Source organism: Pandoraea sp. SD6-2 (assembly GCF_000389825.1).
GTDB classification, from domain to species: domain Bacteria; phylum Pseudomonadota; class Gammaproteobacteria; order Burkholderiales; family Burkholderiaceae; genus Pandoraea; species Pandoraea communis.
In genome coordinates this window covers 942,159-964,026 of record NZ_KB944454.1, presented here as the reverse complement: position 1 = coordinate 964,026, position 21,868 = coordinate 942,159, and the positions used below count along the sequence as shown (strand labels likewise).

General features: G+C 63.8%; 18 protein-coding genes. 11 read left to right on the top strand and 7 right to left on the bottom strand.

Annotated features, from left to right (window positions below; all coding sequences use genetic code 11):
* Positions 1–8 precede the first annotated feature (8 nt).
* Positions 9–746, top strand: a complete 738-nt coding sequence (locus C266_RS20755; protein WP_010806721.1) for a glutathione S-transferase — start codon at positions 9–11, stop codon at positions 744–746.
* A gap of 13 nt (positions 747–759) precedes the next feature.
* Here C266_RS20755 and C266_RS20750 read toward each other — a convergent pair whose 3' ends face one another.
* The 3 genes from C266_RS20750 to C266_RS20740 form a co-directional block, all read right to left on the bottom strand.
* Positions 760–1,353 carry a GNAT family N-acetyltransferase gene (locus C266_RS20750; RefSeq protein ID WP_010806720.1) on the bottom strand — a complete coding sequence of 198 codons (594 nt, stop codon included), beginning with the start codon at positions 1,351–1,353 and terminating at the stop codon, positions 760–762.
* A 133-nt stretch (positions 1,354–1,486) separates the two neighbouring features.
* Complete coding sequence (locus C266_RS20745) at positions 1,487–2,872, bottom strand: TAXI family TRAP transporter solute-binding subunit (protein ID WP_010806719.1); 1,386 nt, start codon at positions 2,870–2,872, stop codon at positions 1,487–1,489.
* A gap of 74 nt (positions 2,873–2,946) precedes the next feature.
* Entirely contained in the window at positions 2,947–3,867 is a 921-nt protein-coding gene (locus C266_RS20740; protein WP_036663513.1) for a LysR family transcriptional regulator, read from the bottom strand.
* Positions 3,868–4,134: 267 nt separating this feature from the next.
* Between C266_RS20740 and C266_RS20735 the strand changes: the two genes are divergently transcribed.
* Together C266_RS20735 and C266_RS20730 are read left to right on the top strand one after the other, a co-directional pair.
* Entirely contained in the window at positions 4,135–5,325 is a 1,191-nt protein-coding gene (locus C266_RS20735) for a M20 aminoacylase family protein (RefSeq protein ID WP_010806717.1), read from the top strand.
* Positions 5,322–6,632 (top strand): MFS transporter, encoded by a 1,311-nt coding sequence (locus C266_RS20730; protein ID WP_010806716.1) that lies wholly within the window; start codon positions 5,322–5,324, stop codon positions 6,630–6,632. The genes C266_RS20735 and C266_RS20730 overlap by 4 nt, the downstream gene beginning before the upstream one ends.
* Before the next feature lie 65 nt (positions 6,633–6,697).
* On the opposite strand, the gene C266_RS20725 is transcribed toward C266_RS20730, so the two are convergent.
* Together C266_RS20725 and C266_RS20720 are read right to left on the bottom strand one after the other, a co-directional pair.
* Positions 6,698–7,684 carry a response regulator transcription factor gene (locus C266_RS20725; protein WP_010806715.1) on the bottom strand — a complete coding sequence of 329 codons (987 nt, stop codon included), beginning with the start codon at positions 7,682–7,684 and terminating at the stop codon, positions 6,698–6,700.
* Positions 7,647–11,072, bottom strand: coding sequence for an ATP-binding protein (locus C266_RS20720; protein ID WP_168162945.1), 3,426 nt, complete (start codon positions 11,070–11,072; stop codon positions 7,647–7,649). The genes C266_RS20725 and C266_RS20720 overlap by 38 nt, the downstream gene beginning before the upstream one ends.
* A 207-nt stretch (positions 11,073–11,279) precedes the next feature.
* Between C266_RS20720 and urtA the strand changes: the two genes are divergently transcribed.
* The 8 genes from urtA (at position 11,280) to C266_RS20680 (ending at position 19,036) form a co-directional block, all read left to right on the top strand.
* Complete coding sequence (urtA, locus tag C266_RS20715) at positions 11,280–12,554, top strand: urea ABC transporter substrate-binding protein (protein ID WP_010806713.1); 1,275 nt, start codon at positions 11,280–11,282, stop codon at positions 12,552–12,554.
* Between the two features lie 55 nt (positions 12,555–12,609).
* Positions 12,610–13,527 carry an urea ABC transporter permease subunit UrtB gene (gene urtB, locus C266_RS20710; RefSeq protein ID WP_010806712.1) on the top strand — a complete coding sequence of 306 codons (918 nt, stop codon included), beginning with the start codon at positions 12,610–12,612 and terminating at the stop codon, positions 13,525–13,527.
* A gap of 58 nt (positions 13,528–13,585) precedes the next feature.
* Positions 13,586–14,770 carry an urea ABC transporter permease subunit UrtC gene (gene urtC / locus C266_RS20705; protein WP_010806711.1) on the top strand — a complete coding sequence of 395 codons (1,185 nt, stop codon included), beginning with the start codon at positions 13,586–13,588 and terminating at the stop codon, positions 14,768–14,770.
* Positions 14,767–15,510 carry an urea ABC transporter ATP-binding protein UrtD gene (urtD, locus tag C266_RS20700; RefSeq protein ID WP_010806710.1) on the top strand — a complete coding sequence of 248 codons (744 nt, stop codon included), beginning with the start codon at positions 14,767–14,769 and terminating at the stop codon, positions 15,508–15,510. The genes urtC and urtD overlap by 4 nt, the downstream gene beginning before the upstream one ends.
* A 14-nt stretch (positions 15,511–15,524) precedes the next feature.
* Entirely contained in the window at positions 15,525–16,214 is a 690-nt protein-coding gene (gene urtE, locus C266_RS20695; RefSeq protein WP_010806709.1) for an urea ABC transporter ATP-binding subunit UrtE, read from the top strand.
* A 68-nt stretch (positions 16,215–16,282) separates the two neighbouring features.
* Positions 16,283–17,521: a formamidase gene (fmdA, locus tag C266_RS20690; RefSeq protein ID WP_010806708.1), complete on the top strand. Its 1,239-nt coding sequence runs from the start codon at positions 16,283–16,285 to the stop codon at positions 17,519–17,521.
* 52 nt (positions 17,522–17,573) lie between these two features.
* Positions 17,574–17,927 (top strand): FmdB family zinc ribbon protein, encoded by a 354-nt coding sequence (locus C266_RS20685; protein WP_010806707.1) that lies wholly within the window; start codon positions 17,574–17,576, stop codon positions 17,925–17,927.
* 80 nt (positions 17,928–18,007) lie between these two features.
* The gene (locus C266_RS20680; RefSeq protein ID WP_010806706.1) at positions 18,008–19,036 is read left to right on the top strand and encodes an aliphatic amidase; all 1,029 of its coding nucleotides are present in this window, start codon (positions 18,008–18,010) and stop codon (positions 19,034–19,036) included.
* Positions 19,037–19,071: 35 nt separating this feature from the next.
* On the opposite strand, the gene C266_RS20675 is transcribed toward C266_RS20680, so the two are convergent.
* Entirely contained in the window at positions 19,072–20,571 is a 1,500-nt protein-coding gene (locus C266_RS20675; protein ID WP_010806705.1) for a M81 family metallopeptidase, read from the bottom strand.
* Positions 20,568–21,830, bottom strand: coding sequence for a Zn-dependent hydrolase (locus C266_RS20670; protein WP_036663941.1), 1,263 nt, complete (start codon positions 21,828–21,830; stop codon positions 20,568–20,570). The genes C266_RS20675 and C266_RS20670 overlap by 4 nt, the downstream gene beginning before the upstream one ends.
* Between the last annotated feature and the right edge of the window lie 38 nt (positions 21,831–21,868).

The window sequence follows — 21,868 nt, the reverse complement described above, 5'->3', positions numbered from 1 at the left end:
GGGGGGACATGACCTTCGAACTGTTCTATTGGCCGGGCCTGCAAGGGCGCGGCGAGTTTGTCCGCCTCGCCTTCGAGGCCACCGGCACGCCGTATGTCGAGATCGTGCAGGGCGAGCCGCCCGGTCAGGGTATGGACGGCCTGCTGCGCACGATGGACGATCCCCTGTGCACCGACCCGCCCTTCGCGCCGCCCTTTCTGCGCGTGGGCGACGAACTGATCGGGCAGACGGCAAACATTCTGGCGTATCTCGGACCGTTGCTCGGCCTCGTGGGCGCGTCGCCCCGCGCGCGCCGCTGGGTCAACCAGTTGCAACTGACGCTGGCCGATCTCGTGGCCGAAGTGCACGACGCTCACCATCCCATCGCGGGTCGTCTGTACTACAGTAATCAGCGCACGGAAGCGCGCAAGCGCACGGCGGAACTGATCGACTACCGTCTGCCGAAGTTCTTCGAATACTTCGAACGCGTGCTAGCGAACAACCCACACGCCGGTGGCTGGCTTTCCGAAGGCGAAATGTCGTATGCCGACCTTTCGCTGTTTCAGGTCGTCGAGGGCCTGCGTTACGCGTTCCCGCGTGCGATGTCGGAATTCGCCAAGGCGTTTCCACGCTGTCAGGCGACGCATGACGCCGTGGCGCGCGTGCCGCGGATCGCGGCGTATCTGAAGTCATCGCGCCGCATCGCGTTCAACACTACCGGCATCTTCCGCCACTACAAGGAACTGGATCGCGCCTCGCCGTTTTGACGCGGCGGGCGGGTCAGGCCGGCAGCGTTGTGTCGCCCGCGCTCAGCGGCCGTTGCATGAGCACGGTGTCGATCCAGCGGCCGAACTTGAAGCCGACGGATTTGAGCACGCCCGCCTGCACGAAGCCGCACGCGGTATGCAGGGCGAGCGATGCCGCGTTGCCGCTGTCGCCGACGTTGGCAATCAACTGCCGCCACGGACCGCCTTCGCACTGCGCGATGAGTGTGAGCAGCAGCGCGCGGCCCACGCCCTGCCCGGTCGCATCGGCGGCAATATACACGGAGTCTTCCAGCGTGAAGCGGTAGGCCGAACGCGGCCGGTAATGCGTGGCGTACGCGTAGCCGAGCAGCTTGCCGTCGCGCTCGGCGACGAGATACGGCAGCCCCGCGTCGAGCACTTTCGCGCAACGGGTGCGCATTTCGGCCTCGTCGGGCGGCACTTCCTCGAACGATGCGGTGCCGGTACGCACATGATGGGCGTAGATGGCCGTGATGGCCGGCAGATCCTCGTCACACACGGCGCGCACCGTGCATGCGCTGCGCGCCAGTTCGACGCCGACGCGTTGCGGTGCGCCGGGAGCGGAGGAAGGTGAGGAGGACGACGGCATACGAACAGACCAGGACGTTGAATTTCACGACGGGCCGGTGTTCCGGCCCAGGACTGTCAGCAGTTTGCGCTTTGTCCGTTCATAAGAAAAGCTGGTGCTGATTATGAATCGCATAAGCATTGCTTTGAGATGCTCAAGCGCCCTGCACGCTTTCCTCGCCTCCGGCAGCGCTCGATTCTGCATTCATGGTGTCGAGGCGCTGACGCACGAAGCCGATGTGTTCGCGCAGCACATAGAACTGGTCGGCGTAGGCGAGCGGAATCTTCAGACGATTGACGGCGGCTTCGATGGCGTCGAGCCGGTGGCGAAGGTTCCGGTACTCGACGTGCGCGTCGTTGGCCAGCGCTTCGCGTTCCAATGCGATGAGCGCCCCGTACCAGCGATATAACCGTGATTTCACGCGCCAGCTATACAGCGACGGCACCAGCCGGAATGCCGGAATCAACACCACGATGATCGGCACGAGCAGTACGACGATGCGGTCGGCGAGGCTCGCGATCCAGAACGGCAGATGCCGGTACAGGAAGCCCTTGCCCGACTGGTAGTAGCGCGCGGCGTCGTCCGAGATCGGGAATTCATGCACCTGCGCCGACGGAAATTCTCCGGCTCGCTGCAACAGATTGGCTTTGCCGTGCACTTCCTTGGCGGCTTCGATGAGCAGGTCCGACAGCGCCGGATGCAAGCTGTCGCGCGCCACGAGTTCGACTGTCGGGCTGATGACGTGCACCGGGTGCGCCGGGAGATTGCGTCCGAGATCGAAGACCCCGCGCGGTAGCGTCAATTGATTCAGATAGGTGAAGCGGCGCGTGTACGCGTCGGCTTGCGCGAAATCCATCAGATGCACGCCGGGGGTGCGCATCAACTTGCCCATCGTCGGCCCGGTGGCGGTGTCGCCGGTGAGCATGGTGGCGTCCACACGGCCGTCGATCAGCGCTTGCGCGGCCTCTTGTCCGTCGTAGGCGGTGAGCGTGGTTGCACCGCCCGGCTCGATGCCGTTCGCCTTGAGCAGCGTGAGCGACAGCGTTCGGGCGCCGCTGCCCTCGCGGCCGATGGCGATGCGCTTGCCCGTCAGGTCCGAGAGCTTGGTCACGCGCGCGCCGCGATAGAACACGGAGATCGGGGCGTAGAACACGCTGCCGAGCGACACGAGACCGTCGACGCCGAGACCCTGCGATACGCCGCCCTGCACCAGTCCGAGGTCGACATCCTGCGTTTCGTCGGCGAGCCGCTCGACGTTCTGGCGCGAGCCTTCGGAGGTGAGTACGTTGAGCGTGATTCCGTCGCGCGCGAGGATCGTCTTGTAGCGTTGTGCGGCGTTCCAGAAGGAGCTGCCTTCCGGGCCGGCACTGAGCGTGACGGTGCGCGGCGGCGCTGGTTTCACGAGCCATACCGCGAGCCAGACGGCCGCAATCGCGATGAGCACCACGGGGCCGAAGGACACGGCGAGATCGCGCCAGGAAATGGCGACGAAGCGCGCACGGAGTCGCCGGTGGGCGGGTGGGTTCGAGTCGGTTGTCATCTAACAGGCAGGCATATCCAGCACCCGGCCGATCATACGCCATCCGCGGCAACTGGCGACGCCGCGCGGGCAAATCAGCGATGTGCGAGGCTTTGCGCGAGTTGTTTCCAGAGGTGGTCGGCAGCGGGCGACAGACGCCGTCCCACGCGCGTCATCATCTGGCTGGAGAAGCCCATCGCAATCGGGTGGTCGATGGGCACGGCCACCAACTCGCCGAGTTCGATGCCGCGCCGCGCCGTAATGGCCGACATGAAGGCCACGCCCAGGCCCGCCGCCGCGAGTGTTTGCGCTGTGTTGAACAGATCGACGCGATAGGCGGGCGTCACGTTCAGACGTGCCGTGTCGAGCACCGAGTGCACGAAGTGCTGCACACCGTGCGCCTCGGTCATGAAGATGAGCCGCTCGTGCACCAGTTCCGAGGGCGGCACGCTCGTCATCCTGGCGAAGCGATGCGTGGGCGCGACCACGGCGCAAAGGGCTTTCGGTGCGAACGGGTGTATGCGCATGGCGGGATCGTCCGCCGAGCGCGCGCACAGGCCGATATCCACCACGTCGTCGCGCACCAGCGAGAGCACCGTGGGCGTCGGGCCGGAGCGAATCTCGACGAGGATGTCCGGATAGCTCATCGAGAATCGTTGCAATGCCTGCGCGATCAGGCGGCCGATGAAACCTTCCCCGACCCCGATAGCGACCCTGCCGCGCTTCAGATGCCGGTATTCCTCCAGCCGCGCCGACAGGTCGTGCTGACGGCGTTGACCGTCGCGGTAATAGTCGATGAGCACCTGACCGATCTCGGTGACGCTCACATTGCGTCCGCGCCGCTCGATCAACGGGAAACGCAGACGCCGCTCAAGTGCCGCGACCTGCCGGCTGACCACGGACGGATTCACGCTCAGCGCTTCGGCGGCCATGCGCACGCCGCCCGTCGCGGCAATTTCGGCGAGATATTTGAGCGGACGCTCGCCAATGTCGTCCATCCACGACTCGTTTGCCATGTTTGCTTCACTGTTACGTTCGAGCGAATACGCCGGTCCGCCCCGGCGTTGACCCGGTGGCCGCCGCCGGACGCGTCCAATGCGCCGGTGATTCTCTGTAAGCCATTGAATTGGAAATGATTTGTGCCGTCGATGCCGGTATTTACCTATCGTGACAGCGAGTCCAATTGTTGACTTGAGAGCAACATTTTGCCGTGGTTTACGTCATGGGTGGGGATTTTCGTCGGTGCAATACTCCGCGATATTCAAAAAAATGAGGAGTCCCCGATGAGCGAGATTCGCTATTGCGAAGTGGGTGATCTGGCCGATGCCCGCGAGCAACTGGCCGACATTCGTCACCATATCCACCAACACCCCGAGCTGTCCTACGAGGAAGTCGACACGTCGCGCTACGTGGCGGAGAAGCTCGAGAGCTGGGGTTATCAGGTCACGCGTAACGTTGGCGGTCACGGCGTAGTGGCCTCGCTCACCGTGGGCACGAGCGGTCGCACGGTGGGGGTGCGTGCCGACATGGATGCGCTGCCGATTCACGAGCAGACCGGTCTCGCGTATGCCAGCGTGCACGACGGCAAGATGCACGCCTGCGGCCATGACGGCCATACGACCGTGCTGCTCGGCGCGGCGCAACATCTGGCGAAGACGCGCAATTTCGACGGCACCGTCCATTTGATTTTCCAGCCGGCGGAAGAAGCCGGTTCGAACAGCGGCGCCGAGCAGATGATTGCCGACGGCCTGTTCGAGCGCTTCCCGTGCGAAGCGATCTTCGGTCTGCACAATCACCCTGGCGTGGCCACGGGCACGTTCGGTTTTCGCGCCGGTCCGCTCATGGCCGCGTGCGACACCGTCAAGATCCGCATTCACGGCCGTGGCGGCCACGCGGCGCGCCCGCACCTGGCCATCGATCCGGTGGTGATCGGCAGCAGCCTCGTGATGGCCTTGCAAACCGTGGTCGCACGCAATATCGACCCGACAGAAGCCGCAGTGGTCACCGTCGGCACGTTCCATGCCGGTTTTGCCCCCAACGTGATTCCCGAAGACGCCACGATGGAACTGAGCGTGCGCTCGTTCTCTGCGAAGGTGCGCGCCACGCTCGAAGCGCGTATCCGCGCGCTGGTGACGTCGCATACGGAAGGCTACGGCGCGAGCGCCGACATCGAGTACATCCGCGGTTATCCGGTGCTGGTGAACAGCGAGGCAGAGACGGAATTTGCGCGCGGCGTGGCCGAAGCGCTGGTCGGTGCCGAGCACATCATCTCGCCGTTCCCGCCGATCGCGGGCAGCGAGGACTTCGCCTACTACCTGCAGAAGGTGCCGGGCTGCTTCATTCGCCTGGGTAACGGCGAAGGCAAGCCGATGCTGCACAACGCCAAGTACGACTTCAACGACGACAATCTGACCATCGGGGCCGCCTTCTGGACGCGACTGGTCGAACGCTTTCTCAGCAAGGATCGCGCATGAGCATCGCAACGCAATCGTTCCCGGTTGACGGCGCACAGCCGTCGACAATGAGCCCGGCGCAGCAGCGCAAGATCGTTTTCGCCGCCGTCATCGGCAACCTGCTGGAGTTCTTCGACTTCACGGTCTACAGCTATTTCGCGCTGACCATCGGCAAGCAGTTCTTCCCGGCGGACGACCCCATCACGTCGTCGCTGCTCGCGTTCGCCGTGTTTGCCGTGGGCTTCGTGATGCGCCCGCTGGGCGGCATCGTGATCGGCCGCTATGCCGACCGTGCCGGGCGCAAGCCGGCGCTCACGCTCACCATCGGTCTGATGGCACTCGGTTCGGTGGCCATCGGCCTTGCGCCGACGTATGCGCAGATCGGTCTGGCGGCACCGCTGCTGATCGTGGCGGCGCGTTTGCTGCAAGGCTTCGCGCAAGGCGGCGAGTTTGGCGCGGCGACGGCCACGCTGCTGGAAATGGGGGGTGCGAAGAGCCGTGGCTTCCGTGCAAGCTGGCAGTTGGCGAGCCAGGGCGCGGCCGCGCTGCTCGGCTCGGGGCTGGCCGCAAGCCTCGGCTTCCTGCTCTCGGACGACACCATGCATAGCTGGGGCTGGCGTATCCCGTTCCTGCTGGGCACGCTGATCGCGCCGGTCGGTATCTACCTGCGCCGTCACATTCAGGAAGAGCCGCCGAAGCCGAAGACCGTTGCCGGTCGCGACGATCCCAAGCATGGCCTGTACGTGCGCAACTGGTTCCTCACGATCTTCTCGATCATGGGGATGTCGGTGTCGACGTACGTGATGATGTACTACATGCCGACGTACTGCATTCAGTACCTGGGCCTGCCGCCGAAGATGTCGATGCTCGCCGGCGTTGCCGCCAGCACGATCTCGCTGGTGATGTGCCCGATCTACGGCGCGTTGTCGGACAAGATGGGCCGCCGCAAGCCGCTTACGATTGCCGGGCGCGTGGGGCTCATCGTGCTGCTGTATCCGGCGTTCTGGATCATGACGCACTTCCCGTCGCTGCCGGTGGTGCTTGCCGCCCTGATCGTGCTGATGCTCTGCTACACGATGGGCTCGGCCCCGGCTTACGCGCTGATGCCGGAGAACTTCCCGAAGCATCTGCGTGCGGGCTACATGTCGAGCGCGTATGCCATCGCGGTGTCGGTGTTCGGCGGTACGGCGCAGCTCGTCGCGGGCTGGCTGATTCGCACGACCGGCAACAAGATGGCGCCGGCCTGGTACATGATCGCCTGCGTGGTCATCTCGCTCATCGCCGTATCGATGTTCGAGGAAACCGGCAACAAGGCGCTCGACGAGTAATCGTCCGAGATAGGTGGCCCCGTGCGAACGCCGTGCCAATCAGTCTCGCTGCATGAAGGCCGACTTCACCGCCGATCGAGGACCTTCACCACCAGCGCGGCGGCGGTCGCGCGGGTTTCCACGTGGAGCTTTCGGAACAGGTGTTCGAGGTGCTTGTTGACCGTGCGGGGCGCCATGCCGAGGATGTCCCCGATGTCGCGATTGGCTTTGCCGCGCGACACCCACAGGAGCACTTCGGCTTCGCGCGCGGTCAGGCCGAAGCGCAGGGCAAGCGCCGTGCAGTAAGCGGTGTCGTCGGCTTCCGTGAGCGTGACGATCCACTCACCGCTCTTCGGGGCCGGGGCAGCCGTGGCGGAACGGCGAACGTTCTCGAGTACGCATTCATGGACGACGTCCGCCGGCGCGCCGTGCGCAAGCCAGGTTACGAACCAATGCAGCAATGGCGCGGGCAAACGCGGTTCGACGACGTCCTCGTGCGTCGCCCCGTAGGCCGCGATCTGCCGCGCCGCCTGAGGACTCTGCCAGCGGATCGCGCCGTCCTCCGAGACGATGAGCGCCGCGCGTGCGTCGAGCGAGAGCGCCGCTTGTGCATAGGATTGCGCGCGCGAGCGCACCACATGCGCGCCAATGCGCGCGCACACCTCTTCCGGGCGCACGGGTTTCGTCACGTAATCGATACCCCCGACGCGAAAGCCACGCACGACATGCTCGCTTTCCGTCAGTGACGTCATGAAGATGACCGGAAGATGCTCGTGACGCGGGTCCTGTTTGATCCGCGTGCAGGTCTCGAAGCCGTCCATCGCGGGCATCATCGCGTCGAGCAGCACGACATCCGGCGTGACCCGCGACAGACACTTCAATGCCGCCTCGCCGCTTAACGCGACGAGCACCGCATAACCGTTCGCTTGCAGGGTATCGGAGAGAAAGGCGAGATTGTCGGGCGTGTCGTCCACGATGAGCACGACAGGACGGTTTCCCAGCCACTCCGGCGGGTCGCTCGCCTCCGTGCGTACGTCATGCACCGGTGGCGCGGGGCAGGTGGACAAGCTCATTTTCAAGTTCCCTTAGCTGAAAGCGTTCGGCAAGTGCGCGTAGCGTGTCGATCTGGGCGGACAACGCCGGGTGGACGCGACGCGCCTCGTCGAGTTGCTCGACGACCCCCTGCACATAGCCGACGTCGAGATGCTCGCGGATACGCTGCAAGACCCCCTCGGGCAGCGCGAGCTGGATGGCGCCGGACGTCGCCGCCGATGTTTCCGCCCGCGCCCGGCTGGGCGGCGCCGTCGGTTCCGACGCAATCCATTCCAGCGAAAGCAGTTGCGCGAGCTTGTCGAGCAACAGATTCACCTGCAACGGCTTGGCCAGATAGCCTGCGCAGCCGGACGCGCCGGCACGCTCGCGATCGTCGGCGAAAGCGTTGGCCGAGAGCAATACGACGGGCGCCTCCGAGAGCTGATTCTCGCGAATCAGGCGGCTGGTTTCGTAGCCATCCATCAACGGCATGGAGATGTCCATGATGATCGCGTCGGCGGTGTGGGTGCCGAGCCATCGCAACGCGTCGGGACCGCTGGCGACTTCGGTCACGTCGAAGCCCAGCGGCGTGAGCAGTTGGACGACGATCCCCCGCTGATCGGCCAGGTCGTCCACCACCAGAATCGTGCGGCGCGGACCGGCGTACCCGCGAATGCCCGCCAACTCGGTGTAGACGTCGGGTGCGCTTCGCACCGCCGGTGCGAAGAGTTTCACGATGAAGCGCGTGCCGCGTCCGACCTCGCTGTGTGCGTCCAGACTGCCGCCGAGCGCATGCGTGAGCAATCGGCAGATCGTCAGTCCGAGGCCCGCGCCGTGATCGTTCGCATGGGCGGCGTCGCCGCGCTCGAACGGCAGGAAGAGACGCGCCATTTCCTCAGGGGCGATGCCGGGTCCGGTATCGATCACTTCGAACTTCAGCGTGTCCAGCGCGTGACTCACGCGCAGCGTCACCGTCCCTGCCGACGTGAAGCGAATCGCGTTGCCGATCAGGTTGGTGAGAATCTGCCCGAGGTACTTCTGATCGCACTTCACCGTCCCCGGAATTCGACCGACGGTCTGGACATCGAAGGCGAGCGCCTTTTCCATCGCCAACGGACTCATCATCGACGACACGTGAGACACGAAATCGGTCAGCGACACTTTCGTGATGTTCAATTGCAGCTTGCCGGCCTCGATGCGCGCGACGTCCAGCAGTCCGTCGACCAGCGCAAGCAGATGCTCGCCGCTGCGATGGATGGTGCGAACCGCGTTGTAGCGTGTTGGGGACAGTTCTTCCTTCGCCTGCATCAGAAGCTGCGCATAGCCGAGGATGCTGTTGAGGGGCGTCCGTAGTTCGTGACTGAGGCCCGATACATAACGGCTCTTGGCCTGATTCGCCGACTCGGCGGCTGCGGTCGCGCGCTTGAGCGCCTCGTCGGTCTTCTGGTGCGCTTCGATTTCCTGCATCAGCAATTCGTTCTGCCGTTGCGATTCCTCTTCCGTGACGCGGCGGCTCTCGCGCTCCAGCACGAACCACCACGCCGCGATGCAGCCCACGAGGGCGAGCGAGAAGAAGATCTTGAGGAAGCTGCTGCCTATGACCCCGACTTCCGCCGCGCTGATCGACGCCACACTCTGCGACCAGATCAGAAGCAGAACGCCGGCCAACACGATAAGGATGGCCAGCACGAGGCTCGCATAGCGAATGAGCCGCAACGCGGCCGGCCCCAGTCGCAGGCGCGGAAACACGGAGTGCAATGCGCGATCGGCCTGCGCGGAGAAGCGCGCGTGCGGCTTGCAGCGATCGTGGCAGCGGGAGTCCAGCGAGCAGCAAAGCGAGCAGATCGTGCCGCCATATGCCGGACAGTGGGCCGTGTCCTCCGGCTCGAATGCGTGCTCACAGATCGCACAGCGCAGCGATCCGGCGTCGCCGGTCGATTGCGGCTCGCGCGCGAGGTAGTACTTGCCGCGTGTCGCGATGGCAATGATCGGCGCGCAGACGAACGCCACGCCGAAGGCGAGGAACAGCGACATCGCCTCGCCAAGCTCGCCGAAGACGCCGGCCCGGGCCGTGAGGGCCGCCACGACGCCCAGCAACATCGCGCCCAGCCCGACGGGATTCACATCATAGAGATGCGCGCGTTTGAACTCGATGTGACGCGGGCTGTATCCCAATGGTTTGTTGATGACGAGATCGGCGCACAGCGCGCCTATCCAGGCCACGGCGACATTCGCATACAGCGAGAGCACCTTGCCGATCACCTCGAAGACACCGATCTCCACGAGCAGCAACGCGATCATCACGTTGAAGACGAGCCACACCACGCGCCCCGGATGACTGTGCGTGAGACGTGCAAAGAAGTTCGACCAGGCCAGCGATCCTGCATACGCGTTCGTCACGTTGATCTTGAGTTGCGAGACGATGACGAAAAGCGTCATGGCCGGCAGCGCCCAGCTAGCCAGCCCTGCCGGATCGAGCAGGATGTGATACGCGACGAGATACATCTGCGTGGGCTGCGCGGCTTGTGCGACACCCACTTCATGCTGGATCGCCACGAATGCGAGGAAGGCGCCGCCGAGCATCTTCAGCGCACCGGGTACGATCCAGCCCGGACCGGCGGACAATAGCGCGAGCCACCAGCGCTTGCGGTTGCGCGCCGTCAGCGGCGGCAGAAAGCGCAGATAGTCCACCTGTTCGCCGATCTGCACGATCAGCGCGAACACGACCGTCGACGCCTGCCCGAACGCAATGAGACTGAACGCCCGGCCTTGCGGGGCGAATCCCGCGAACGTGGTCCACTCGCGCATCATCCCAGGGTGGTGCCACAGCACTGCGGCGTAGGGCAACACGAACAACACGATCCACAGGGGCTGCGTCCAGCTTTGCAGCCGGTTGATGAGCGTGATGCCGAACATCACCAGCGGAATCACGACGAGCGAACTCACGACATACGCGAGCGCCAGCGAGATGTGGAAATAGAGCTGTAACGCCAGCGCCATGATGGCCGCTTCGAGCGCGAAGAACAGGAATGTGAAGATGGCGTAAAGGAACGACGTCACCGTCGAGCCTATGTAACCGAAGCCGGCGCCGCGCGTGAGCAGATCCATGTCCACGCCGTAGCGCGCCGCGTAATAGCTGATCGGCAGGCTCGTCAGGAAAATCAGGATCGAGACGGCGGCGATGGCCCAGACCGCGTTGGTGAAGCCGTAATTGATGACAAGGCTGCCGCCGATGGCCTCCAGCACCAGAAACGACACGCCGCCGATTGCCGTGGTCGCGACGCGTAATTCCGACCAGCGGCGAAACGAGCGCGGGGTGAAGCGCAGCGCATAGTCTTCCAGCGTCTCGTCGCCGACCCAGGCGTTGTAATCCCGCCGCACCTTCACGATGCGCTGAGTGCTGAGCGCGCTGACTGAACTTTGGTGCATCTTGGCCATGAAGACGTGAAGACGATCCGGATTGGTGCAAAAAAGCGTCGGGTGTAAAGCCCAAAGCAAATTACATTCCACCGCCCCACCCGGGGAATACGTCAATCGACGTATTCCGATCGTCAAATTGGCTCCCTACATTGCGTTCAAACCCGTGAAACCCGCCCGCCGCGCTTCTCGCACAGGGCCTATGATCAGGAGAACGTGATGTCCGCAGACGATCGATTCGAAGATGACGAGCGCATGGCTTCGCCGTTGCGCAGGCGGTTGCTCGGCGGCCTCGCCGCGGCCCCGCTCGTGGCGCTGGGCCTGCCGCGAACGTCGTTCGCACAGGTGCCGCCGACGGCCAAGGTGAACACCACCGGCCTCGCCGTGACCGACACCACGGTCACGGTCGGCCAGTTGCACTCGGCAACCGGCACGATGGCGATCTCCGAGACGGGCTCGATTCAGGCAGAGCGTCTTGCCATCGAACAGATCAATGCGATGGGCGGTGTGCTCGGACGTAAGATCAACATCATTCAGGAAGACGGTGCATCCGACTGGCCGACCTACGCCGAGAAATCCAAGAAGCTGCTCGAGAACGACCACGTCGCGGCCGTTTTCGGTTGCTGGACGTCGGCCTCGCGCAAGGCGGTGCTGCCGGTGTTCGAGAAGGACAACGGCTTGCTGTACTACCCGACGTTCTATGAAGGTCTGGAGCAGTCGAAGAACGTCTTCTATACCGGTCAGGAAGCCACGCAGCAGATTCTCTGGGCGCTCGACTGGGCGTCGAACACGAAGAAGGCCAAGACGTTCTTCCTGATCGGCTCCGACTACATCTGGCCGCGCACGTCGAACAAGATCGCGCGCCGTCATATCGAGCAGCATCTTCACGCGAAGGTGGTCGGCGAAGAGTATTACCCGCTCGGCACGACCGAGTTCAATTCGCTGATGAACAAGATCAAGCTCGCACGTCCCGACTGCATTTTCGCGACGGTGGTGGGGGGCTCGAACGTGGCGTTCTACAAGCAACTCAAGGCAGCGGGCATCACGCCCCAGAAGCAATTCCTGCTGACCCTTTCCGTCACGGAAGACGAAGTGCTGGGTATCGGCGGCGAAAACTTCGCAGGCTTCTACTCGTCGATGAAGTACTTCCAGTCGCTGGATAACGACAACAACAAGAAGTTCGTCGCCGCATTCAAGGCGCGCTACGGCGCGAAATCGGTGATCGGGGACGTGACACAGGCGGCCTACCTCGGCCCCTGGATCTGGAAGGCCGCGTGCGAGCGCGCGGGCAGCTTCGACGTGAACAAGGTGGTCGCCGCGTCTGCGGGCATTGAACTGCCCAACGCACCCCAGGGCTACGCGAAGGTCGATCCGAACCATCACCTGTGGAGCCGATCGCTGATCGGCGAAGGGCAGGCGGACGGACAGTTCAAGGTCGTGGCGAGTTCGCCGGAGCCGATCCATCCGGATCCGTTCCCGAAGGGCTACATGTAATCCCTCAACCCGCACAGGCGCGACGACCGGACGGTCGTCGCGCGAGGAGCGTCAGATGTCCGCCAACGACATTTTCAATATCACGCTGATGCAAGGCTTTGCGGGACTGCGCCTGTTCAGCGTTCTGCTGCTCATGGGGCTCGGACTGGCCGTGATCTTCGGGCAGATGGGCGTCATCAACATGGCGCACGGCGAATTCATGACCATCGGCGCCTATACCGTCTACATGTTCTCGTGGGTCACCCAGAACGTCTGGCCGGTATTCGCGCCCGTGTATTTCTTCTTCGCCATCGTCGCTGCCTTCGTGCTCGCCTTCGGGGCGGGATGGCTGGCGGAATGGGCGCTGATCCGGCATCTGTACCGGCGTCCGCTCGACACGTTGCTCGCTACCTGGGGCCTGAGTCTGGGCATGCAGCAAGTGTTCCGTTCGACGTTCGGACCGAAAGAAGTCAGCCCGGCGCTGCCCGACTGGCTCATGGGGTCGTGGGAGCCGGCACCCGGTCTCGACATTCCGGTGAGCGGCATGTTCGTGATGGCGCTCGCGCTCGTCATGACGGGCGGCCTGTTGCTGGCGCTGTACCGCTCGCGTTGGGGGCTGCGTGTGCGCGCGACCGTCGCCAACCGGCCGATGGCAAATGCGGCGGGCATCAATACCCGCCGCACCGACCGGATGACATTCGCGATCGGCTGCGGCATCGCCGGCGTCGCCGGTGCGGCGTTCACGGCCATCGGGTCGACAGGGCCGACCAGCGGCTCGCTCTATATCGTCGATTCGTTCCTGGTGGTGACGTTCGGCGGTGCGGCGAGCCTGCTCGGCACGGTGGCCTCGGCCTTCGGCATTGCGCAGATGCAGTCGATCAGCGAGTTTTTCCTTTCCGGTTCGATTGCCCGCGTGGTGACGCTCCTCACCGTAGTGGTCATTCTAATGCTGCGCCCGCAGGGCCTGTTCGCCTCGAAAGTCCGGCGCGTGTGATTCGCCGGTGCGCCGGTGTCCCGGTCGTCGACCGATTCCTCTGTATGGAGAGATGTACATGGAACCCATCCAAACCTCGGCGGGCGGCGTCTCCCTCCGAGCCGAGGCCCCCGTCCCGCCCGTCGGCTGGCGCGCAATGCTGGCGCGCTTCGATGCTTCGGGCTACGCGGGCATCGTGATACTGGCCGTGCTCATCGTCGTCGTGTTTCCGCTCGCGCTCGACGCGTTTCGCCTGAACCTCATGGGCAAGTACCTGACGTATGCATTCGTCGCCGTCGGACTGGTGATCGCATGGGGTTACGGCGGCGTGCTCAGTCTCGGGCAGGGCGTCTTCTTCGGGCTTGGCGGGTATGCGATGGCGATGTTTCTCAAGCTCGAAGCGTCGAGCGCCGCAGCCACGAGCACGCAGACCACCCCGGGCATTCCGGACTTCATGGACTGGAATCAGCTCACCGCGCTGCCGGATTGGTGGAAGCCGTTTCACTATCTGCCGTTCTCGATCCTCGCGGTGCTCGTCGTGCCGACGGCGCTTGCCTTCGTGATCGGTTACGCGATGTTCAAACGGCGGGTCGGCGGCGTGTATTTCGCCATCATCACGCAGGCCGTCGCGCTGATTCTGTCGGTGCTCATCATCGGCCAACAGGGATATACCGGTGGGGTGAACGGCATCACCGATCTGCGCACGCTGCTCGGCTGGGACATTCGCACGGACCACGCGAAGCTCGTTCTTTACTTTGTCAACGCGGCGTTGCTGATCGTCGCGTTGCTGCTGTGCCGGTGGGTGCAGCGCGGCAAGCTCGGTACGCTGCTGCTGGCCATGCGAGACAAGGAGGACCGCGTGCGGTTCTCGGGCTACGACGTCTCGATGTTCAAGGTGTTCTCGTTCTGCTTCGCCGCGTTGCTCGCTGCGATCGGCGGCGCGATGTTCACGCTTCAGGTCGGTTTCATGTCGCCGTCGTTCGTGGGCATCGTGCCGTCCATCGAGATGGTGATTTATGCGGCGGTCGGCGGACGTATGTCTCTTGTCGGCGCGGTGTACGGCGCGATTCTCGTCAATCTGGGCAAGAGCTGGTTCTCCGAGAGTTTCCCCAACCTCTGGCTGTATCTGATGGCGGCCATGTTCATCGGCGTGGTGATGGCCTTCCCGAACGGTCTGGCCGGTCTTTTCGATGCGCATGTGCGCCCGCGAATTCGCCGTTTTCTCGGCGCCGGGAGCAAGGCAGAAAGGGAGCGTAAAGCATGAGCAACACCGACTTTCTTCTGGCGATAGAAGATCTCACTGTTTCGTTCGATGGGTTCAAGGCGATCGATTCCCTGAATCTGTATCTGGAGCGTGGTGAGTTGCGTGTCGTGATCGGTCCCAACGGCGCCGGCAAGACGACGCTGCTCGATCTTATCTGCGGCAAGACGAAGGAGACGGCGGGCAGCATCAAGTTTCGCAACGAGGAAATCACGCGACTGGCCGAGTTCAGACGCGTGCACAAGGGGATAGGCCGCAAGTTTCAGACGCCGTCGATCTACGAAAACCTGAGCGTCGCGCAGAACCTCGAAGTGTCGTTCCCGCGTGGGCGCGGCGTGTTCGGTGCGCTTTTCTACCGCACGGATAGCGAGGTTGCGGATCGTGTCCGATCCGTTGCTGAAGAGATCGGTCTGTCGGCCTTGCTCGACCTCGAAGCCGGTTTGCTGTCGCACGGACAGAAGCAGTGGCTGGAAATTGGTATGCTTCTTATGCAGGATCCCGAACTTTTAATGCTGGATGAGCCGATTGCCGGCATGAGCGTGCGCGAGCGCGAGCTGACGGCTGAGCTGCTCGATCGAATCTGTCGCAACCGCTCAATGATCGTCATCGAGCACGACATGGCTTTCGTCGAGCGGATTGCGCACAAGGTCACCGTGATGCATCAGGGAAAGATTCTCGCCGAGGGCCCGATGGCCAAGGTGCAATCCGACCCGCGTGTGATCGATGTTTATCTCGGACACTGATCGGAGGACACATCATGTTGGAAGTCGATGATCTTGTCGTCAGCTATGGCCAGAGCGAGGTGCTGCACGGCATCGGCTTTTCCGTCGCCAGCGGCGAAAGCGTTGCGGTGATGGGCCGCAACGGGATGGGCAAAACAACGTTGTTCAAGTCGTTGATCGGCATGTTGCCCGCGAATCGCGGCACCGTTCGTGTGGACGGTGTCGACGTGTCGAGGGAGGAGAGCTTCCGGCGCGTGGCCAAGGGGATCGGTTACGTTCCGCAGGGCCGCCAGATTTTTGCATCGCTCACCGTCGAAGAGAACATCCAGACCGGGCTCGAGAATGCGGCGAGTCAGTCCGTTCCCGACGATCTCTACGCGTTGTTTCCCGTGCTGTTCGACATGCGCCGCCGCAAGGGCGGCAATCTCTCCGGCGGACAGCAGCAACAACTCGCCATTGCGCGCGCGCTCGCGACCAATCCCAAGGTACTGCTGCTCGACGAGCCGACCGAGGGGATTCAGCCGTCCGTCATCAAGGACATTGCCCGGGCGCTCAATCACATTCGCGCGACGCGCAACATCGCCGTGGTCGTCTCCGAGCAGGTGCTGAGTTTCGCGATGGACGTGGCGGACCGACTGTTCGTTATCGAGGGCGGGCGCTTCGTTCATCAGAGCACGCGGGACACCGGCGATGCCGGGCGCGTACGCGAATACCTCTCCGTGTAATCCGACGCCGCGTGGCGTCATTGATCGCCGGTGTCTGGCACCGGCATTTGAAACCAGGAGCGAGTGCAATGGCCGAAACTCTCATCAAGGTCGACCTGAACCAATCCGCGTATGAAAACGAGCAGGTGCATAACCGTTGGCATCCGGACATCCCGATGGCGTGCTGGGTGAATCCCGGCGACGACTTCATTCTCGAGACATACGACTGGACCGGCGGCTTCATCAAGAACGACGACAGCGCCGACGATGTTCGCGATATCGACCTGTCGATTGTGCATTTTCTCTCGGGGCCGGTGGGCGTGCATGGCGCGCAGCCCGGCGATCTGCTGGTCGTCGATCTACTCGACATCGGCGCGAAGCAGGACAGTCAGTGGGGCTTCAACGGCTTCTTCTCGAAGACGAACGGCGGTGGCTTTCTGACCGATCATTTTCCGCATGCGCAGAAGTCGATCTGGGATTTCCACGGGCTTTACACGAGTTCGCGGCATATTCCGGGCGTGAATTTCGCCGGACTGATTCACCCGGGACTGATCGGCTGTCTGCCGGATCCGAAATTGCTTCAGACGTGGAACGAGCGCGAGGTCGGCCTGATCGCGACGGCGCCGGACCGCGTGCCGCCGCTGGCCAACCCGCCGTTCGCCGCGACGGCGCATATGGGCAAGCTGACGGGCGACGCGCGCAACAAGGCTGCCGCCGAAGGCGCGCGCACGGTGCCGCCGCGCGAGCATGGTGGGAACTGCGACATCAAGGATCTCTCGCGCGGCTCGAAGGTTTTCTTCCCGGTGTATGTCGATGGCGCAGGGCTGTCTGTGGGCGACCTTCACTTCAGTCAGGGGGACGGTGAGATCACGTTCTGCGGCGCCATCGAGATGGCGGGGTGGGTGCACATGCGTGTCAACGTGATCAAAGGCGGCATGGCCAAATACGGCATTCGCAATCCGGTGTTCCAGCCGAGTCCCATCACGCCGGCGTACAACGACTATCTGATCTTCGAGGGTATCTCGGTCGACGAGCAGGGCGGGCAGCACTATCTGGATGTCACGCTCGCCTATCGTCAAGCGTGTCTGAACGCCATCGAGTATCTAAAGAAGTTCGGCTACTCGGGGGCACAGGCGTACTCGTTGCTCGGTTGTGCGCCGGTGCAGGGGCATATCAGCGGCGTGGTCGACATTCCGAATGCGTGTGCGACGTTGTGGTTGCCGACGCAGATCTTCGACTTCGACATCCGTCCGAATGCCGACGGACCGATTCGTCATGTGACGGGTAGCGTCGACATGCCGTGTTCGCCGGATCTGGTGAAGGGCTGACGCGGCGTGCGTCACGCGCATCACTCACGAGATAGGACAACAGGAGGCGGAGATGCCGATTTACGACTTCGAATGTGCGACGTGCGGACCGTTCGCCGTCATGCGGCGCATGGCAGATCGCGACACGCCGTGCCACTGCCCGGATTGTGGGGGTGAGGGCACGCGCGTGATGACGGCGCCATCGCTTGCGTTGATGGGAAGTGCGAGTCGCGCGGCGCACGCCACGAACGAGCGGGCTGCACATGCACCGCGTCATTCGGGCGACGGGCCGTCGTCGCGTCATCGACCGGGGTGCAGTTGCTGCACCGGCGGCAAGGTGTCGCTGGCGGGGGCGGGTGGGCAGACGTCCACGGCAACGGGCGGGCTGAAGCGGCCGGCGGGAAGGCCCTGGATGATCAGCCACTGATTCTCTTGGAAGGGTTCGGTACGGCCCGGGGTCTGCGGGCCGTGCGTCGGGACCGCCGAGTTTTGAAGGAGAAGGAATTCATGCGACATGGGGATATTTCGAGTAGCCGCGACTGTGTGGGCGTTGCGGTCGTCAACTACAAGATGCCGCGTTTGCATACGAAGGCTGAGGTATTGGAGAACGCGCGCAAGATCGCCGACATGGTCGTCGGCATGAAGCAGGGGTTGCCCGGCATGGATCTCGTGATCTTTCCCGAGTACTCGACGCACGGGATCATGTACGACCGTCAGGAGATGTTCGACACCGCAGCGACGGTGCCGGGCGAAGAGACGGACATTTTCTCGGCGGCATGTCGCAAGGCGAACGTGTGGGGCGTGTTTTCGCTCACGGGGGAGCGGCACGAGGATCATCCGAACAAGGTGCCTTACAACACGCTGGTGCTGATCGACAATCGCGGGGAGATCGTGCAGAAGTACCGCAAGATTATGCCGTGGACACCCATCGAAGGCTGGTACCCCGGCGAGCGCACTTACGTGACGGAGGGGCCGAAGGGGCTGAAGATCAGTCTGATCATCTGCGATGACGGCAACTATCCGGAGATCTGGCGGGATTGCACGATGAACGGTGCGGAGCTGGTGGTGCGTTGTCAGGGGTATATGTATCCGGCCAAGGATCAGCAGGTGCTGGTGGCGAAGGCGATGGCGTGGATGAACAACACGTATGTGGCTGTCGCGAACGCGACGGGCTGGGACGGTGTGTATTCGTACTTCGGCCACTCGGCGATCGTCGGCTTCGATGGCCGCACACTCGGTGAGTGCGGCGAGGAGGAGATGGGCGTGCAATACGCGGAGCTGTCCGTGAGCGCGATTCGTGACGCGCGCAAGAACATGCAGTCGCAGAACCATCTGTATAAGCTGCTTCACCGCGGATACACCGGGACGATCCATTCCGGCGAAAGCGCGAACGGTGTCGCCGATTGCCCGTTCGGGTTCTACCGCGATTGGGTCACCGACCCGGAAGGCACGCAGCGCAAAGTCGAGGCCATCACCCGCTCGACACCCGGGACTGAAGAATGCCCGATTGACGGGATTCCTTGTGGGGGAGGTTGAGTGGGGGCGGGCCGTGAAGGCCCGCCACCGCATACTTATCCGCCGAACTTCACCTCCCGATCCAGCGGATACACCGGACGGTTCAGGTGCGAGAACGGGAACAGCGCGTAATTCGAACTCGTCACGCCGTCGCTATCGCATTCGACGAGCCCTGCCGAGATCGGCACGAACACCGGACGGCAATACATGCGCGACTTGAGCAGCAGGAAGCGTTCGCTGCGCGGATCGAGGCCAACGCAGGTGAAGACGCCGTGGTCCCACGCCTCGTGCGTGCGTTCCGTCACGACAATACGCGCCGGACCGATATCGAACAGCACCGTGCGTCCCATGTAGCAGCGCTGGCCCGTGTACGTCGGTCCGGTGACGACGTATTCGCCATCGCCGATCTTGCGCACGATGCCCGTGAGGACCGGGGGCGTCTTGGTAATGCCCAATTGCGGCATCGGCCGTTTGTTGCCGACGGCCAGCGTGACTTCGGCGCCCTCGCCTGCGGCGATCAACGTCGCCACTGCTTCCGGGTCGCACAGCGGACCGACGCCGATGCCCGTGAGGCCACCCGCGAGTGCGGCTTCGAGCACGTCCATCGTGTCGCAGGTGCCGCCCGACATGCAGTTGTCGCTGTGATCGAGCAGCAGCACCGGCTTGTCGGCACCGTCGGCCATTTGCTTCGCTTGCGCAATCGATTCGGCCAGCGGTGCGCTGCGATAGACGAAGCCGTCGCGTTCGTCCCAGATCTGTGCCGCGATACGGTCCGCGACAGCCTGCGCACGCGCCACGCCCGCCTCGCCGTCGTCCGCCGTGACCACGACGCTGATGCACGGCGCCGGTATATCGGCGAGCGAGAAGCCGGAGAACACCGACACCGCCGGGATGCCCTCCTCGGCTTCGGCCCGCCGCGCGGCGTCGAGGGCGCGTTTCATCGCGCCGCCGTGACTGGTGCTGCGCAGCGTGTGCACCATCAGCGGCGGCTGTTGCCACACCACCTTGGGGCGGCGCTTGCCTGCGAGCCTCTCAAAGAGAAGCCGTCCGGCGTGCTCGCCGGTTTCGTACATGTCGATGTGAGGGTATGTCTTGAAGCCCACGACGATATCGGCATGGGTCACGATCTTCGGTGTGATGTTCGAATGAAGGTCCAGGGCCACGGCAATCGGCGTGCCGGGCGCCACTGCGCGCACGCGTTCGAGCAAATCGCCTTCGCCGTCGTCGCTGTTCTCGGCGACCATCGCGCCATGCAGATCGAGCAGGATGGCGTCGACGCCGCTCGCCGCCGCCACGATCCGGCGGCACAGTTCGTCATAGGCGCTGGCCGCCACCGGGCCACTCGGATTGGCGCTGGCGGAGACGGGCGTCACCATTTCGGCGCCTGCGGCTTCGGCCAGGTCGATGAACGCGGCCATCGCCGTGCGCATGCCTTTGTTGTCGCGATAGGCGGCCTCGTCGTACGTCGGTCCGTGATTGCCGAAGGCTTCGAGCGGTGTGGGCACCGGCGAGAATGTGTTCGTCTCGTGATTCATTCGCGCGATCATGACCTTCATGCGGCACCTCCCGCGCGTTGCAGCATCGCCTGCAACAGCACGTTGCAACCGGCTTCGAGGTGCGCCGGATCGGCATCTTCGATTTCGTTGTGGCTGATGCCGTCCTTGCACGGCACGAAGATCATCGCCGTCGGGGCCACGCGCGCCAGATAAACCGCATCGTGCCCGGCACCGCTGATGGCATCCATCGACGACAGGCCGAGCGCTTTGGCGCCATCGCGAATCGCGTCCACGAGTGCCGGCGCAAACGGTTGCGGCGGGAAGTACACCACCTGTTCGATGGCGACGTCGATGCCCTTCGTGCTCAACGCAGCGCACTCGGCGCGCAGCTTGGCGTTCAGGGTGTCGAGCGTGGCGTCGTCGGCCGCACGCAGATCGACGGAGAGCTTCACCCGGCCCGGAATGACGTTGCGTGAGTTCGGATAGTTGTCGACCCAGCCGACGGTGCCGCGTGCGTGCGGTGCGTGCTCGCACGCGATGCGATTCACTGCCTGAATCAACTGGGCAGCGGCGAGCAACGCGTCGCGACGCAATTCCATCGGTGTGGGGCCCGCGTGCGCCTCCATCCCGGTGACGGTAACGTCGTACCAGCGCTGCCCCAATGCACCCTGCACTACGCCGATGGTTTTCTCATGAGCTTCGAGCACCGGGCCTTGTTCGATGTGGGCTTCGAAGTACGCCCCGACAGCCCCTGTCTGACCGACTGCCGATGCCGCGCCGGCATAGCCGATGGCGCGCAACGCTTCGGCGACGCTCACGCCGTCGTGGTCTTTCTGTGCGAGCGCGTGCTCCAGCGTGAAGGCGCCGGCATAGACGCCGGACCCCATCATCACGGGGACGAAGCGCGACCCTTCCTCGTTGGTCCAGACGGCAACTTCGAGCGGCGCTTCGGTCACGATGGCGTGGTCGTTCAGCGCGCGCAGCACCTCCAGTCCGGCGAGCACACCGTAGTTGCCGTCGAACTTGCCGCCGGTCGGCTGGGTGTCGATGTGGCTGCCGGTCATGACGGGCGGCAATGCGTTGTTGCGTCCGGCGCGGCGCGCGAAGATGTTGCCGATGGCGTCGATACGCACCGTGCAACCGATCTCCTTTGCCCACTTCACGAACAGATCGCGGCCCTGGCGGTCGAGTTCGGTCAGCGCCAGACGGCAGACACCGCCCTTGGCGGTCGCGCCGATTTGCGCGAGTTGCATGAGGCTGTCCCACAGGCGCGCGCCGTCGACGCGCACTGCGGCAGCCGGTTGATCGAGACGTTCCATGTTCACAAGTCCTTCAGAGCGTGCGCCGCGCGGTTCAC